The organism is Spirosoma koreense (assembly GCF_054777875.1).
Genome location: NZ_BAAHAC010000013.1, coordinates 322,207 through 337,815 on the forward strand (window position 1 = coordinate 322,207; position 15,609 = coordinate 337,815).

General features: G+C 55.2%; 12 protein-coding genes. 8 read left to right on the forward strand and 4 right to left on the reverse strand.

Annotated elements, in window-relative coordinates; genetic code table 11:
- Nucleotides 1–55: 55 nt before the first annotated feature.
- A complete protein-coding gene (locus tag ACYVC2_RS13215) occupies nt 56–2,272 on the reverse strand; it encodes a catalase (protein WP_461102899.1) in 2,217 nt (738 codons plus the stop codon).
- 494 nt (nt 2,273–2,766) lie between these two features.
- Between ACYVC2_RS13215 and ACYVC2_RS13220 the strand changes: the two genes are divergently transcribed.
- The 3 genes from ACYVC2_RS13220 to ACYVC2_RS13230 all read left to right on the forward strand — a co-directional run bounded on the left by ACYVC2_RS13220 (nt 2,767) and on the right by ACYVC2_RS13230 (nt 7,224).
- Nucleotides 2,767–3,081, forward strand: a complete 315-nt coding sequence (locus ACYVC2_RS13220) for a hypothetical protein (RefSeq protein ID WP_461102900.1) — start codon at nt 2,767–2,769, stop codon at nt 3,079–3,081.
- A 415-nt stretch (nt 3,082–3,496) separates the two neighbouring features.
- Nucleotides 3,497–5,194, forward strand: a complete 1,698-nt coding sequence (locus ACYVC2_RS13225) for a hypothetical protein (RefSeq protein WP_461102901.1) — start codon at nt 3,497–3,499, stop codon at nt 5,192–5,194.
- Between the two features lie 119 nt (nt 5,195–5,313).
- Nucleotides 5,314–7,224 carry a CocE/NonD family hydrolase gene (locus tag ACYVC2_RS13230; RefSeq protein WP_461102902.1) on the forward strand — a complete coding sequence of 637 codons (1,911 nt, stop codon included), beginning with the start codon at nt 5,314–5,316 and terminating at the stop codon, nt 7,222–7,224.
- Nucleotides 7,225–7,294: 70 nt separating this feature from the next.
- Here ACYVC2_RS13230 and ACYVC2_RS13235 read toward each other — a convergent pair whose 3' ends face one another.
- Entirely contained in the window at nt 7,295–8,170 is an 876-nt protein-coding gene (locus ACYVC2_RS13235; protein WP_461102903.1) for a cation diffusion facilitator family transporter, read from the reverse strand.
- A 523-nt stretch (nt 8,171–8,693) separates the two neighbouring features.
- Between ACYVC2_RS13235 and ACYVC2_RS13240 the strand changes: the two genes are divergently transcribed.
- Complete coding sequence (locus ACYVC2_RS13240) at nt 8,694–9,113, forward strand: hypothetical protein (protein ID WP_461102904.1); 420 nt, start codon at nt 8,694–8,696, stop codon at nt 9,111–9,113.
- Between the two features lie 9 nt (nt 9,114–9,122).
- On the opposite strand, the gene ACYVC2_RS13245 is transcribed toward ACYVC2_RS13240, so the two are convergent.
- Nucleotides 9,123–9,479, reverse strand: a complete 357-nt coding sequence (locus ACYVC2_RS13245) for a hypothetical protein (protein ID WP_461102905.1) — start codon at nt 9,477–9,479, stop codon at nt 9,123–9,125.
- A gap of 71 nt (nt 9,480–9,550) precedes the next feature.
- Complete coding sequence (locus tag ACYVC2_RS13250; RefSeq protein WP_461102906.1) at nt 9,551–10,135, reverse strand: DUF4142 domain-containing protein; 585 nt, start codon at nt 10,133–10,135, stop codon at nt 9,551–9,553.
- Nucleotides 10,136–10,369: 234 nt separating this feature from the next.
- Here ACYVC2_RS13250 and ACYVC2_RS13255 point away from each other — a divergent pair, with 234 nt between their 5' ends.
- The 4 genes from ACYVC2_RS13255 to gyrA all read left to right on the forward strand — a co-directional run bounded on the left by ACYVC2_RS13255 (nt 10,370) and on the right by gyrA (nt 15,577).
- Nucleotides 10,370–11,881: a hypothetical protein gene (locus tag ACYVC2_RS13255; protein WP_461102907.1), complete on the forward strand. Its 1,512-nt coding sequence runs from the start codon at nt 10,370–10,372 to the stop codon at nt 11,879–11,881.
- A 75-nt stretch (nt 11,882–11,956) separates the two neighbouring features.
- A complete protein-coding gene (gene parS / locus ACYVC2_RS13260) occupies nt 11,957–12,340 on the forward strand; it encodes a type II RES/Xre toxin-antitoxin system antitoxin (RefSeq protein ID WP_461102908.1) in 384 nt (127 codons plus the stop codon).
- Nucleotides 12,340–12,789, forward strand: coding sequence for an RES family NAD+ phosphorylase (locus ACYVC2_RS13265; RefSeq protein ID WP_461102909.1), 450 nt, complete (start codon nt 12,340–12,342; stop codon nt 12,787–12,789). The genes parS and ACYVC2_RS13265 overlap by 1 nt, the downstream gene beginning before the upstream one ends.
- A gap of 274 nt (nt 12,790–13,063) precedes the next feature.
- Nucleotides 13,064–15,577: a DNA gyrase subunit A gene (gyrA, locus tag ACYVC2_RS13270; protein ID WP_461102910.1), complete on the forward strand. Its 2,514-nt coding sequence runs from the start codon at nt 13,064–13,066 to the stop codon at nt 15,575–15,577.
- Nucleotides 15,578–15,609: the final 32 nt, after the last annotated feature.

Sequence of the window (15,609 nt, forward strand, 5' to 3'; positions counted from 1 at the left end):
CTTCTCTAAGGGCACGGCTTTCCAGGGGGCCTACCAGGTAACAAATTCAATGTAGTTAGGCCGCGACCATCTCCAGAGCGGGCCGGTTCCAGTTCCGGGAACCCACGATGGTTACGAATTGATCAATGGCTTGATCCTGCTTATGAGCGTCTTGTTCCGAAACTACACCCATCTCATTGAACGCGGCTCCTTCGGGCAAGGCTTTCCTCAATAACTCTACCGCTTCGCCCAAGACGCCGATGGCTTTGCCGTGCTTGTAAGTCTGAGCTAAAAAGACGCAGACATCGCCCATGGATTTCAAGGTATCGGCTCCTGCACCCCCCGGCACAAATACGGCATCAAACAGGGCCGGACTGGTGTTAGCAAACGTTTTGGTGATCTCCATTGACTCACCGAGCATACCCAAACTTGATCCCACCAGCTCACCCAGAGCACCCACTTTTTTGAGTGCTTTTTTGAGCGCAATGATTTGATCAACAGCCCTGTCATCGACTACCAAAATGGCGATTTTTCGCCCTTTGGGACCGCCGGGCTGGCCTTCCATACTCAACGCTTTCGACGTTTGTAAGCCACCCGACGCGGTTGTTTCCGACGTAGCCTCGGCCAGCTTCCGGGCTCCCTGAACGGAGTCGGCCGAACCCCGTGCCAGGCCGTCCATCGCTGGTTCACCCAGTGCCGCAGCTACCTGATCGGCCAGCATGCCATTGATCTGTTGCAGATGCTTTATCATTCGCTGACGAACAGAACGGGTTTCTACTTTGCTCAGCTCGAACTGAAGCGCCTTCACAATGTGCTCCTTCTCGGGACCGCTCATGCTGTTCCAGAATAGTTTAGCCTGTCCGTAATGATCGTCAAAGGTTCGGCTGCGTACCCGTATTTTAGGGCCACTCACGGTTTCAGGGTAAGTCTGGTAACCACCCTGGCTGGGCGTTACTTCGTCGGGAGAATGGCCATCGAGCGACGCGGGTGCATAGGACACCCGCCCTTTATCGATGGTGTACCGCATTTGGGCATCGCGCTGGTTGTTTGATACGATAGCAACCGGACGATTAATGGGTAATTCGGTGAAGTTAGGGCTGCCCAGTCGGCTCAACTGTGTATCCAGGTAGGAGAAATTACGGCCCTGCAACAGAGGATCGTTACTGAAACTGATCCCTGGTACCACATTGGTGGTATTAAAGGCGACCTGCTCCGTCTCGGCAAAGTAATTATCGGGATTGCGGTTCAGCGTCATCTTACCCACTCGGCGAACGGGCAGTAACTCTTCGGGCCACAGCTTGGTGGCATCCAGGATGTCGAAATCGTATTTCTGTTCGTCTTCTTCGGCCAGCGTCTGAATCCCCAGTTCCCATTCCAGAAAGTTCCCTTCCTTAATGGAGTCGGACATGTCCCGACGGTGAAAATCGGGGTCTTTGCCCGCTATCTGCTGGGCTTCATCCCATACCAGAGAGTGAACACCCAGAAGGGGTTTCCAGTGAAATTTGACGAAAGTCGATTTGCCCTGCGCATTGATCAGGCGGAAGGTGTGCACACCAAACCCTTCCATCGTGGCGAAGCTGCGGGGAATCGAGCGATCGCTCATAATCCACATAATCATGTGCATGGATTCGGGCGTGAGCGAAATAAAGTCCCAAAACGTATCGTGGGCCGTGGCCGCCTGCGGAATTTCGCGGTCTGGTTCGGGTTTGGCCGCGTGGATTAAATCAGGAAATTTAATGGCATCCTGAATAAAGAACACCGGAATATTATTACCTACAATGTCCCAGTTTCCCTCGGGAGTATACATCTTGACGGCGAAACCACGAACGTCACGAGCAGTATCCGCAGAACCGCGTGATCCGGCCACGGTCGAGAAACGCACAAAAACGGGAGTTTGAAGGGAGGTATCCGTGAGTACTTTAGCCGTCGTAAGCGCTTCCAGTGATTCGTAGAGCTGGAAGTGTCCGTGAGCGGCTGCGCCCCGGGCATGCACAATGCGCTCGGGAATGCGTTCATGGTCGAAGTGCTGCAGTTTCTCCCGGAGCAGAAAGTCTTCCAGGAGTGTGGGTCCGCGTTCACCAGCGCGCAGGGAGTTCTGGTCATCGGCAACGGGTTGGCCTACATTTGTCGTCAGGGGTGAGCGGTTGTCGGTCGTTATGGGTTTATCGACGGGTATTGTATGCACTGATTTCGCTGTAACATCATGGGCCGATGGTATATCTGGTAAAGCATTGCCATGGTTGTCTGCATCGGTTGAGACGGGGTACTTCGCATCTTTTTGCGGTTGATTCATTATCGTTGAGTTTTTGTTTTACTACATTACCTACTTAATACGATAAAGTCCATATGCATTCGTATTGTTTTGCTATTAGTTGCCTTAAGTGCTTCTCATAAGAGCGAGCCAAGAAAGAAACTTCCCGTTCAATAGGTGTCGTTGCTTGCTATTCACTGAACAGATTTTCTGAAAAGTGGGCCGTTGTTACGGTACAATGGCACAGGCCACCGGGCTGACAACAAAGGTATGGCGTCGGCAGCCCGGCCAGTGATAACCGATCTTGCTCCATTTGATTATTACAACTGGCAATACCAGGAAGTAGCTTAAAAACGTGTAACAGCTACTTCGTCCAGAGCTTTGTTGCAAGTCCAATCTCAGTAAACGCTCCAGCCTGAGATGAAGGAGTATTCCTATTCTGTTCCTTTATTGGGGCATTTATAGCGACTCTATATGCAGACGATAAACGCAAAAAAGTATAACACTCGAAGCCACACTTAGGTACAGAAGACAATATGAAACTGATTGCCGATCCCATTCCATGGCTGACTAGCCTGCTTTTAGTCGGTACTTCACCAGTTAAGGCCCAGTCTATCCATGAGCGCCAGGTGTATGTGCGTGTCTACGGACAGGGGCCTGGAAAAGGCTTTACTTTCATTACCCACCAATACCTGCATGCAGCCGATGCCCTGATTCAGACGCTCAATAAGGCGGTCGCGGGAGCACTGATTGATTGTGTGGACAATCTCAAGGAGCAGTACTACCAAAGTCGGCAGGCCACCGCCAGTTTGGTGGGGCAGGTCAGCCGACGAGCCGCCGTGTCGCCATGAAAAAACCGAGGGGAATTGCCACGAACGTCCACCCATACCTGGCATCATATCAATCTGGGTGGGGAATGGGGCATGACACGGCGACGATGTAAATGCAAAAGCTGTTCGACGTTATTGAAACCTTATCGAAAATGCCATATATTGGGCGAGCCCACGCCGAATTTAGTGCATTGCGTCAGCAGCTGGTCCCTATACCAAACTAAGCTATGTAGTCTTACCAGAAATGGTAGTGATCATTAACCTGAAAGATTCCCGAAGCGGTAAAGAGAGTCAATACCCCCTATGCAAACAGTCCCGGTTTTTTGCCAACCTCTTATTCGCCTGATGCTGGTATTTTGGAAATTCCTACACCTAACGCATTCGGTTCTGGGATCGGAAATCCTGTTTATCTGAAACGACGCATAAATAACCTGCTATGAAAAACAGTCTACTGGTGCTAATTCTACCGATTCTATCGGTGGTCTATGTGGTATGGACAAACCTGCGTAGTCCTGAAGCCGAAATGGCCGGAAGCATCGCTGTGTGCGGAGCCAGTGCCGCTACTCGGGTCGACCCGTTGCCAAACGGCAAGTTTATCGGGCCGATGCCGGGTTGGGGAACCTATTCGTACCCGATTTCGAAAAAGGTGGATAGCGCCCAGTTTTATTTCGACCAGGGTCTGACGATGTATTACAGCTACCACATGAAGGAGGCCATGGCCTCCTTCAAAGAAGCCGCCCGGCAGGACCCTGCCTGCCCGATGGCCTGGTGGGGGCAGGCGCTGGCAGGGGGGCCTTATTACAATGCCGCTCATACCTATACCGTTCCGGCAGACATGCCCACGGTGCTGGCGCGCATGAACGAGCTGACCGCCAACGCTAATCCGAAGGAGAAACGGCTGATGCAGGTGATGAATACCCGATACGGGGCCGATCCGCTCGATGCCGAACGGAAAAAACTCAATCAGGCATATGCCGACGCGACCCGTCAGCTGATGGCCGAATTCGATGATCCGGATATTAAAATGCTCTACGTGGATGCGGTCATGCTCATCCATGCCTGGGATTTCTGGACGCCTGATGGGAAGCCGAAACCCTGGACCCCGGAAGTCGTCGATCTGGCGGAAGCCGTACTGAAACAAACCCCCAATCACCCGGCCGCCCTGCATTACCACATCCACCTGACCGAAGCCTCCCGGCAGCCGCAGGTGGCACTGGCCAATGCCGATAAACTCAAAACCCTGCTGCCCGGGGTGGCGCATATGGTCCATATGGCAAGCCATGAATACCAGCGCAACGGGCTGTATGCGCAGGGTGTGGTTGTCAACGACGCAGCCGACGCGAATCTGTTACACTATGACTCCCTGGCTGCCCACCTGGGGCTGGTGAAACATTCCCCGCATTATTTTGCGGTGCAAACGTACTGTGCCCTTACCGGAGGAATGTACGAAACCGGGCTGCGGGATGCCCTGCGTTGCCGTCGGTCGGTGTCGCCGACGGCCGCTGCTAGTTACGATCAATACCTGTACATGCTGCCTTCGCTGACGCTGGTCAGGCTGGGGAAGTGGGCGGAAATTCTGGCCACCGAAAAACCGTACGAAACCTGGGGGTATGCTACCCTGCTGGATCATTTCGCCCGGGGAATGGCGTATACCCGGACGGGCAAACTACCGGAAGCCCGCAAGCAGTTGCAGGGACTCCGCGACCGATTGACCGACCCGATCCTCGAAAAGCGCCGGATTCCGTTCAATGCGTCCTTGCCCGTGGCGCAGATTGCTGCCCATATCTTGGAAGCATCCTTACTGGTTGCGGAGCAAAAGCAGGCGCAGGCACTGGCCAGTCTTCAGCAGGCGATTGCTATTGAAGATCAGCTCATTTATACCGAACCCAGTGACTGGCCGCTGCCCGCCCGGCAGTTTTTAGGCGCGTATCTGCTGACCCTGAAAAAAGGAAAAGAAGCCGAAGCCGTCTACCGGCAGAATCTGGTGCATCAGCCGGGGAATGGCTGGGCGCTGGTCGGGCTGCACCGGGCGCTGATCCTGCAGGGGAAGCGGGCGGAACTACCGCCGATCGAAGCGGGGTACCGGTCGGCCTTTGCCAAAGCCGAGCGCATCCCCGCTTCTTCGGTGTACTAAGGTTGATTTTCAACCCAGAGCCACGGAGAACACAGAGAAAAATAGCCTCTGTGCCCTCCGTGGCTCTGGGTTGAAAACAACTTTTTTCTGAATTTTACAGCGCAACCTGTTCGATATACATGACAATCGTTACTTCGCTATCCAAAGCCGCTTCGCTGCTGCTCGTTCTCTCTCTGCTCGCGCACCGGCTAATCGCCCAGGCACCCCCCGCCAATAAGCAGGATTCGCTGTACATCCGCGAAAACTACACCAAGCTGGAGCGTATGGTCCCGATGCGCGACGGAGTGAAGCTGTTCACGTCAATTTACGTACCGAAATCCACGGATCAGAAATACCCGATCCTGCTGGACCGTACACCCTACAGCGTAGCGCCCTACGGCGAGGATAAATACAAAACCTCGCTGGGACCGTCGATGCTCTTTGCGCGGGATGGCTATATCATCGTCTACCAGGACGTTCGGGGGCGGTACATGTCGGAGGGAGAGTTTGTGGCGGTCCGGCCGTATAACCCGGCCAAGAAAAAGAAAACCGACATCGACGAAACCACCGATACCTACGATACCATCGACTGGCTGCTCAAAAACATCCCGAACAATAACGGGCGCGTCGGCACCTGGGGCATTTCGGCACCAGGCTTCTACACCACCGAAACTCTCATCGATGCGCATCCCGCCCTGAAAGTGGCGTCGCCCCAGGCCCCGGTGACGGACTGGTTTATGGGCGACGACCGCCACCACAACGGCGCGTTTTTTCTGATGGGTACGTTTGCGTTCCTGTCGTCGTACGGACAGCCGCGCCCCACACCCACGCCCAAGAACAGTCCCGGCTTTTCGGCCTACGGTACCCCCAGTGGCTACGAATTTTACCTAAACCTGGGGCCGGTCAAAAACGCCGATGAGACCATTTTCAAGGGCCAGAACGCTATCTGGAAGGAAATGATGGACCACGAAGCCTACGATGAATTCTGGCAGGCCTGCACGCCGGTGCCGTACCTGAAGAATATCAAACCCGCCGTGATGACCGTCGGTGGCTGGTTCGATCAGGAAGATTTGTACGGACCGTTGAAAACCTTCGCGGGTATCGAACGCAACCATCCGAAGTCGCCGAATCTGCTGGTCATGGGCCCCTGGATTCACGGCGGCTGGTCGCGCTCCACGGGCGAAAGTCTGGGAAACATCCGCTTCGACGCGAAGACCGCGCCGTTTTTTCGGGAAACGATCGAATTTCCGTTTTTCGGGCATTACCTCAAAGACAAGCCCGATCCGCAGCTGCCTAAAGCCTACATTTTCGAGACGGGTACCAACCAGTGGAAAAAATATGACCAGTGGCCCCCGAAAACCGCTCAGGAAAAACGCCTGTATTTCCACCCCAACGGAAAGCTGTCGTTCGACGCGCCCTCGGCCAGTCAGACGCCTTTCGACGAGTACGTCAGCGACCCCAAAAAACCGGTGCCTTACACGGCTGAAATTCGTACTGTCCGCGGCAGCGATTTCATGTACGAAGACCAGCGGTTTGCTGCCACCCGCCCCGACGTGGTCGTTTACGAGTCGGACACGCTGACCCAGGACCTGACCATTTCGGGTAACGTACTGGCCGATCTGTTCGTCTCGACGACGGGGACCGATGCCGACTTCGTGGTCAAGCTCATCGATGTGTACCCGGCCAACGCGCCCAACAATAGCCCGATTCCGGGTACGAAAATGGGCGGGTTTCAGCTAATGGTCCGCGGGGAGGTCATGCGGGCCAAATTCCGGAACAGTTTTTCGAAGCCCGAGCCAATGAAGCCCGGCGAGGTGACGGAGGTGAAGTTCGACATGCAGGACGCGGCCCACACGTTCAGGAAAGGACATAAGCTCATGGTGCAGGTGCAGAGTTCGTGGTTTCCGCTGGTCGACCGGAACCCGCAGACATTCGTCAACATCTACCAGGCGACTGCGGCCGATTTTCAGAAAGCGACCCACCGGGTATATTTCTCGCCCCGGCAGCCATCGAGCGTGATTGTCTCCGTGCTCAGCAAAGACCCCGACTGATAAAATCCCGTTAGCCCGTAGCGGCCTGAGAAACGCTCACCCCGATGCCCGGTTCAGTCGGGAGAAGCTGTCAGGTCGGTTCGATATGAATCAACACGTCGTAGATCGCCGGCTTTTTAGCCATGATCTTACGCTTGACGGCATGCGCAATGTCGTGACCCTGCCTAACGGTCAGGTGCTCGGGCACCTGCACGTGCATGTCCACGAAGTAGTCGAACCCGGTTTTACGAACCAGGCATTTCTCGACCCGGCTGACGTTCGGAACCGTCAGGGCAATCGCTTCGAGCTCTGCTTTCCAGTCGCCCGCCGGCGATTCGTCCATGATCTCGCCAAAGGAGGGCCGGAAAATGTGATAAGCGTTGAAGACAATGAAACCCGAGGCCAGCAGGGCCGCCCAGTCGTCGGCACTTTCGTAGCCGGGTCCGCCGATGAGGGCGATGCTGATTCCCACAAAAGCTGTCAAAGACGTGATGGCATCGCTGCGATGGTGCCAGGCATCGGCTTTGACGGCACTGCTTTCGGTTTCGGCGCCCACCTGGGCGATTCGCCGGAAAAGTACTTCTTTAACGATGACGACACCCGCCAGTACCGCCAGGGTAAACGGGGCCGGAATCTCGTGCGGAACCTGGATATTCCGAATGCTTTCTACCGCAATGAGGATGGCGGCACCCAGCAAAGCCAGGGAAACGACGATGGCCGCCAGGGGTTCGGCCTTCCCGTGGCCGTAGGGATGATTTTCGTCGGGTCTGCGGGCGGCTACCCACAAGCCGAGCCATACAAACGAAGAGGTTACCACATCCGTCCCCGATTCGATGGCATCGGCGATCAGGGCGTAAGAATGCCCCAGCCAGCCGGCCGTGCCTTTGATCAGCAGCAGGGCTATACTGACGGCTATGCCGATCAGGGTAGTTTTCCGTCCCCGCTCGGATTTGTGGGGTTGTTCCATCGCTTACTTGATGAACGTGTAAAATTGAATTTGCTTCTTTGGGTAACCCGACTCGCGGCTGATGGTTTTGAGTGACCGCTGTTCAGACAGGCCTAATCAACAGCCGAACCGGCGAAATAAGCCGGAAGTCGGTAGGAGAAACGAAGCGTCGGGCGGGCGACAAACGGTATACGGGTTTGAGCGAGTCTGGTTTCTTGATTGCAACCAACAGGAATTTTATCGTTTATATCGCAGATAAGTAGTCTATACTCGTGCGGTAGGTGCCCAGCGAGCGGCCATGGGGTATGAGCGTGCTGGCTCACGGCTATTTTCGTTTAGGTATAGTCCTGTTAGGTATAAAAGGTATAGTCGGGTAGGTAAACAGCTAATCACTTTGTAATGAGAGAGTTGTGGGGTAGGGGTGAGGTGATAAAAAAAGCATATATCCGCCCGGCTGAACCCGGCCCCCGGTACTGTCTTCCGCCCGAGCCTATCGGTTTCTGTGTTAATATTGCTGGCAGAAATCGAACCCCGCCTGAGCTGCATGACGTTTTCCCAACACATCCGATCGTTATCCCTGGATGAACTGCTGGCCATCGCCGAAACGGTCCAGAAAGAAACCGACCGCCGGAATGCCTTTATCGATCGGTTGCCGGATCTGTCCCTGAGTCGGCTGGGGCTTACCATCAACGCCCGGGACCTGGTCTATCGCATCGTCAACAGCCGACGGGTCGGCACGTCTGCGCGAACGAACGGGGAACTGACCATCCGAACCCTGTTTGCCCTGCTCCGGAAAGAAGACTGGCTGTACATCGAATACCTGAATTCCCGCGCTTTTCTGGAGATCAAAGAAGCACTGATACGCCATAACGCTCCCCTGGAGGAGTATTATGGCGTACTGGATGCGAAAGCCGATAAATCCCTGAATCGCCGGCTCGCCCAGATGCTGGATCTGGGGAAGTAAGCCACTCGTTCAGGAATGCGGAACTCCGCGTACGGTACCGGTCGATTTGTCGCCTTTATCGCCTGATTTACGAGTATGAGTCGATGGGGAAGTAGTCGGGTGCGATCCCGATCCATCGGGGGAAGCCGATCGGTTTTTTTTGCCCGCTCCCGGCGGAACGTACATGTAAGCGCGGGAAGCGCCTTCGTCGGCAATGGTCATGCTGGACGCACTCGTTTCGGCGGGGCGTTTGCCCGAACTCTCGTACCCGGCTCCCGTAGATGCCGTTGAGCCACCACTGCGGCCACCCGTGGTCGACTGCGCCCGGGTTACCTGAACAAGCCCGACGGTCAGCAGCAGACAGGCGGTCATGAAAATCGTTTTCATAGGATAGACTAGCCAGGCCGCTCCGCCTGTGAAGGATAGGATATCCGTGGCAGGAGCGGCCAGATGAGCGGTTAACGCATTTTCTTATCGATGGCGCTGATGGCATCCATGTGTTTCTGGAGCGTCGGCAGGGTTTTCGACGCGAAACTCTTCACCGCCGGGTTGGTCTTGTCGTCTTCGGCTGTTTTTTTGAACAGGTCGATGTCTTCCTTGTGGTCGTCGACCATCATGCTGACGTATTTCTTGTCGAACTCCGCGCCCGACAGCTTCGCCATATCGTTCACGTGTTTTTGCTCGTCTTCGCCCAGGGTAGACGGCAAGGTGATGTTCTGGGTAGCGGCAATCGATTTAAGCTCATCGTTGGCTTTCGAGTGGTCTTTGACCATCATCGCCCCGAAGTCTTTCACGTCCTTGCTGGCGGCTTTTTCCTGCGCCAGACGACCCAGCTCTACTTCCAGCATCCCGCCGTTGGCAGCTTTTACGGCAAACTCGTTGCTGTCTTCATCCTGCCCCGTGCCGGCATCGGCTTTGGCTTCGTTGGCACTGTCGGCGGTTTCCACGCTGTCCGTGCGTTCGCTCTCGGATTTTTTGCTGCTGCAGGCCTGGAAACTGAGGGTACTCACGGCCAGCAACACGATTAAACTTACCTTTTTCATAACGTGATTGATAATTAGTGAATCATTCAGTAAACGATTTTCAGCCACTTAGGTTTTGATTCGCCCGCTTTTTGTGTTTACCGGACGATACGGGGAGTCGATTAGACTAATTCAAGATTTTCGTCGGCTACTTAGCGTATGGTAGTTCGGTTTTACCGGATTCCGTGGATATTGCCAGCGACTTTTTTCTCGTTCCGCAGGCTCGTCTATCCACATGCATAAATCAATCCACTCATGCGATTGACACCGAAAGAAACAGCGAACGGAGTACTTTTTTTGCTCTACGCCCTGGCTATTGGCTGGGTATTGTGGGAACACGAAATGTGGCGCGATGAACTGCAGTCGTGGGGAATTGCCGTCAGTGCCGACACCCCCGCCGATCTAATCCAAAATGCCCGCTATGAAGGACATCCGCTGCTGTGGTTCGTACTGCTCTGGCCCATTACGAAACTCTGGAGCAATCCGGTGGCCATGCAAATCTTTCACGGTTGTCTGGCGCTGGCCAGCGCGTATCTGATTCTTTTTCGAAGCCCGTTTACAACGCTGGAAAAGGCGCTGATTCTGTTCAGTTATTATTTTATTTATGAATACGCAGCCATCAGTCGCAATTATCAGATCGGGGTATTATTGATCTGTTCCATTTGCGTACTCTGGAAAAATCCTGCTCAGAATCTGCTGAAAATTAGTCTGCTGTTATTTCTTTTATTTCAGACGAATGTTTTTGCTTTTTTAGTCGGATTGGCCCTGGCTATCGGGTTGCTGGCGGAGGAGTTCTATGCCCGGCGGCTATGGCCACTTCGGCCCACGCAGTTCCTGGCGGCTCTGATCATCGTGGGTGGGATGTTCCTGACAACCCGCTCCGTACCCCCGGCCGATTCCAGCTTTCTGAATGAGTGGTCGGCCGGATTTAACCGCGGAACCCTGTTTTTTGCCCTGGCCGGAATTGCGCACGGGTTTTTGCCCATTACGGATTTCTCGGTGCACCAGTTCTGGAATTACTCGTTTGTGCCGTTCGGGCTGGCTGTGAAGCTAACCCTGGGCGGGATTTTACTCCTGCTGGCCATCGTGTCCATGCCCCGAGAGCGAGTCGCACTGCTGGTCCTGGGAACCGCGCTGCTGTTTCTGTTTGTATTTACCTACGAGAAACCCCGGGGATTGCTGCGGCATTTCGGGCATTACACCCTGGCGCTGGTTGCAGCCTACTGGATTCAGGGCGTAAAGCGCCCCGCGCACGAATTTCATCGGTTATCGCTGGGCTACTTCGGTGTGCTGATTTTGCTGATTCAGGTACTGGCTGGCCTGAACGCCTGGTATCGGGATGTGCGGTACCCGTTTTCGCGGGCCCGGGACGTAGCCGCCCACCTGCGGCAGCACTACCCGAAGATGGCGGTCTCGGGGGTATTTCAGGACAACCTGACGGCCGTACGCTGGTATCTGCAGAAGCCCATTTATTACCTGGATGTGGGGGCCTACCGCCCGTTTGTGCTGTTCAACCAGCACGACTGGAACGACCGGATGAACAGCCAGCCCGACTCGGTTATCTACGGAAAATACCTGCGCTTTCAGCAGGTGCATCCTCCGTCGTTACTGGTCATGGCCTACCATTCGCCCCACAGCACCGTTGAGGGCCGGACAGATACCCTACACACCCGACAGGGGGATTATCACTTCACCTGCATCAAAACGTTCGATGGCTCGATAACGGATGAGAACTATTACCTGTTTTCGGTAAAAAAAGCCGATTAATTACGACTGCTGACCGTCCGACGAACCATTGGACAAAATTCCTGGTTGTTAAGACAAAATTCGTACCTTTGTCGCATGATCGCTCCCGACCGAACCGCGCTTGTTTTCTCCGCTTTAAAAGGAGTACCCGCTACCCGTTTCTTCGAGATAGCCGAGTTGACCGGCTACAAGCGGGAACAACTGGCGGAGGTGTTTGATACCTCCCTGAAAACCTTTCAGCGGTACGAGCGCGAACAGAAGAAGCTGAACCCGCAGGACAGTGAGAAGGTGCTGAAAATCGTAGCCCTCTTCCAGTTGGGTGAGTCGGTCTTCGGCTCAGCGAAGGCCTTCCGGCAGTGGATGGATAAGCCCGCCTATGGCCTGGGAAATCAAGTCCCGTTCGAGTTGCTCCATACCTCGGGCGGTATCGACCTGGTGCTGGACGAAGTCGTCCGGATTGAATACGGCGACCTGGCCTGATGCTTGTTTACCGGATTACCAAAGCAGCCTATGCCGACCGGTTGGTAGCTTCGGGGGGCGCTGCCCGCTGGAACGAGCGCGGCCAGTTTGTCATCTACACGGCCGCGACACGGGCGCTGGCCTGTCTGGAGAATGTGGTTCACCGGAGCGGGGAGGGGCTGCTGGAAAATTTCCGGGTGATGCTGATCGACGTGCCTGATGGGCTGTCGGTGGAAACCGTCGCGCCCGAAACCCTGCCCGCCGGCTGGTTTGCGTTCCAGCAGTATGTGATCTGCCAGCGGATAGGCGGGGAGTGGCTGCGGGCGGGTCGGTCGGCAGTGCTCAAGGTTCCCTCGGCCATCATCGATCACGAATGGAATTACCTGCTCAATCCGGCTCATCCCGAATTTACGAAGATCACCCTGGTGAACACCGAGCCGTTTGCCTTCGATCCGCGGATTAAGCACTGATCCGACGTATAAGCAGTCCGTAGTCAGGGGGTGGGGATAAGCAGGTAGGTTTTAGTTGAAAGGGATTTGTATTTCATTTGGATTATAACCGGGAAGCCGCCAGGCTTCGGGCGCCTGCGGTCGGTCGACGGGTTGCCACTTTCTACGGGATTTACGGCTTATTCGCGGGATTATTTATCGTTTCTCCTGAAAATTTTGTATATTTGTCTATAAAGCGGTTCATGAGCGATACATGAACCGGAATAGTAATTTTCTGTGAAACTCCTTTGAACACATGGCGGAAGAAACTCCCGACCTCGAATCGCCCAGTAACATCATTCCCATCAACATTGAGGACGAAATGCGCGGAGCCTACATCGATTATTCGATGTCGGTCATCATTTCGCGTGCGTTACCCGATGTCCGCGACGGCCTCAAACCGGTGCACCGGCGAGTGCTGTTCGGAATGGCTGAACTGGGTGTGAACTATAACAAGCCCCACAAGAAATCGGCCCGTATCGTGGGGGAAGTCCTGGGGAAATACCACCCGCATGGCGATGCCTCCGTTTATGATACGATGGTTCGGATGGCCCAGGACTGGTCGTTGCGGTATCCGCTGGTGGATGGGCAGGGGAACTTCGGCTCGATCGACGGCGACTCCCCGGCGGCCATGCGGTATACCGAAGCCCGGCTGAAACGGATTGCCGAAGAACTGCTGACCGACATTTATAAGGAAACGGTCGATTTTCAGCCTAACTTCGACGATTCGCTGGAGGAACCCACCGTGCTGCCCGCGAAGCTTCCCAACCTGCTGCTCAACGGCTCGTCGGGGATTGCCGTCGGGATGGCGACTAACATGGCGCCCCACAACCTGACGGAAGTGGTCGACGGGATCATTGCTTATCTGGCCAACAACGACATTTCGGTGGAGGAACTGATGCAGCACGTCAAAGCGCCCGATTTCCCGACCGGGGCCACCATCTACGGCATGGAAGGGGTGAAGTCGGCTTTCAAGACGGGCCGGGGCCGTGTGGTGATGCGCGCCAACGCGACCATCGAAGAAAACCGGGGCAAAACCCAGATCATCGTCACGGACGTCCCGTACATGGTCAACAAGGCGGTGATGCTCGAAAAAACGGCCGAACTCATCAACGAGAAAAAGATCGAGGGCATTTCGGCCTTCCGGGACGAGTCGGACCGGGATGGCCTGCGGGTCGTTTACGACCTGCGGAAAGACGCGATCCCGAACGTGGTGCTGAACAATCTGTATAAGCATACGGCCCTGCAATCGTCTTTCAGCATCAATAACGTGGCGCTCGTTAAGGGACGGCCCATGCTGCTGAACCTGAAGGATATGATGAAATACTACGTCGAACACCGCTTCGAAGTAGTGACCCGGCGCACTCAGTATGAGCTGCGGGAAGCCGAAAAACGGGCGCACATCCTGGAAGGGCTGCTGATTGCCCTGGATAACATCGACGCCGTCATCGAACTCATCCGCTCGTCGCGTGACCCGGAAATTGCCCGTACCGGGCTGATGGAGCGCTTCTCGCTCAGCGACGTGCAGGCGAAGGCGATTCTGGAAATGCGCCTGCAACGGTTGACCGGACTGGAGCGGGATAAACTCCAGGCGGAGTACGACGAGCTGATGGCCGAGATCAGAAACCTGCGGGATATCCTGGCCAGCGAAGACCGGAAGCGGGAAGTTATCCGGGAAGAACTGATCGATATTCGGGCGCGCTACGGCGACGAACGCCGGACCCAGATCAACGCCCTGGGGGATGGTAATATCAGTGATCTCTCGCTCATTGCCGACGAGGACATGGTCATCACCATCTCGCACGAAGGGTATATCAAACGCACCCCAACTACCGAGTACCGGTCGCAGAGCCGGGGGGGCGTGGGGGCGAAAGCGGTAGCCACGAAAGAAGAGGATTTTACCGAACACCTCTTTACGGCCACCATGCACAACACCCTGCTGGCGTTTACCCAGAAAGGGCGGTTATACTGGTTGCCGGTCTACGAATTACCCGAAGGCACCCGAACTTCGAAAGGAAGACCGTTGGCTAACTTCATCAATATCGAGTCCGACGATAAAGTCCGGGCGGTGATCAACGTAACGGACCTGAAAAACGAGGATTACATCAACAATAACTACCTCGTGATGTGTACGCGGCAGGGTACCATCAAGAAAACCATGCTGGAAGCCTTCTCGCGGCCCCGTCAGAACGGCATCATTGCCATTACGATCGATGAGGGAGATCAGCTTATTGGGGTGTGCATGACCAACGGCGACAACGATATCGTGATTGCTTCGAGTGCGGGGAAAGCGGTCCGTTTCCACGAAAGCCGGGTGCGGCCCATGGGCCGTACGGCCGCCGGGGTACGGGGGATCTCGCTCGACGACGAGGACCCGACGGATCATGTGGTCGGTATGGTCTGCATCGCTTCGCCGGAAGCCCAGCTGCTGGTTGTTTCGGAGAAAGGCTACGGCAAGCGGTCGGAGATCGACGGCTACCGGATCACCAACCGGGGGGCAAAGGGTGTCGGGACGCTGAAAGTAACGGATAAAGTCGGTCGGCTGGTAGCGGTACTGGACGTAGCCGACAACGACGACCTGATGATCATCAATAAATCCGGGATTGCCATCCGCACCCCGGTGGGCAGCATCAGCGTCATTGGCCGGAATACCCAGGGCGTACGCCTGATCAGCCTGCGGGAAGGTGACGAGATCTCATCGGTTACGAAGATTAAGCAGGAGGAAGAAGGGGAGGAGCCGATCGCGCTCCCGGCTGAATCGGCTGAGTAACAGCCACTGACCCTCCGATCGTTGAGCCGCTT

What these genes read in the sequence shown, in the direction of transcription:
- ACYVC2_RS13230 (WP_461102902.1), top strand. Translation starts at nt 5,314, where the DNA reads ATGACAATCGTTACTTCGCTATCCAAAGCCGCTTCGCTGCTGCTCGTT.
- parS (WP_461102908.1), top strand. Translation starts at nt 11,957, where the DNA reads ATGATCGCTCCCGACCGAACCGCGCTTGTTTTCTCCGCTTTAAAAGGA.
- gyrA (WP_461102910.1), top strand. Translation starts at nt 13,064, where the DNA reads ATGGCGGAAGAAACTCCCGACCTCGAATCGCCCAGTAACATCATTCCC.
- ACYVC2_RS13250 (WP_461102906.1), bottom strand. Translation starts at nt 10,135, where the DNA reads ATGAAAAAGGTAAGTTTAATCGTGTTGCTGGCCGTGAGTACCCTCAGT.
- ACYVC2_RS13240 (WP_461102904.1), top strand. Translation starts at nt 8,694, where the DNA reads ATGACGTTTTCCCAACACATCCGATCGTTATCCCTGGATGAACTGCTG.
- ACYVC2_RS13235 (WP_461102903.1), bottom strand. Translation starts at nt 8,170, where the DNA reads ATGGAACAACCCCACAAATCCGAGCGGGGACGGAAAACTACCCTGATC.
- ACYVC2_RS13265 (WP_461102909.1), top strand. Translation starts at nt 12,340, where the DNA reads ATGCTTGTTTACCGGATTACCAAAGCAGCCTATGCCGACCGGTTGGTA.
- ACYVC2_RS13215 (WP_461102899.1), bottom strand. Translation starts at nt 2,272, where the DNA reads ATGAATCAACCGCAAAAAGATGCGAAGTACCCCGTCTCAACCGATGCA.
- ACYVC2_RS13220 (WP_461102900.1), top strand. Translation starts at nt 2,767, where the DNA reads ATGAAACTGATTGCCGATCCCATTCCATGGCTGACTAGCCTGCTTTTA.
- ACYVC2_RS13225 (WP_461102901.1), top strand. Translation starts at nt 3,497, where the DNA reads ATGAAAAACAGTCTACTGGTGCTAATTCTACCGATTCTATCGGTGGTC.
- ACYVC2_RS13245 (WP_461102905.1), bottom strand. Translation starts at nt 9,479, where the DNA reads ATGAAAACGATTTTCATGACCGCCTGTCTGCTGCTGACCGTCGGGCTT.
- ACYVC2_RS13255 (WP_461102907.1), top strand. Translation starts at nt 10,370, where the DNA reads ATGCGATTGACACCGAAAGAAACAGCGAACGGAGTACTTTTTTTGCTC.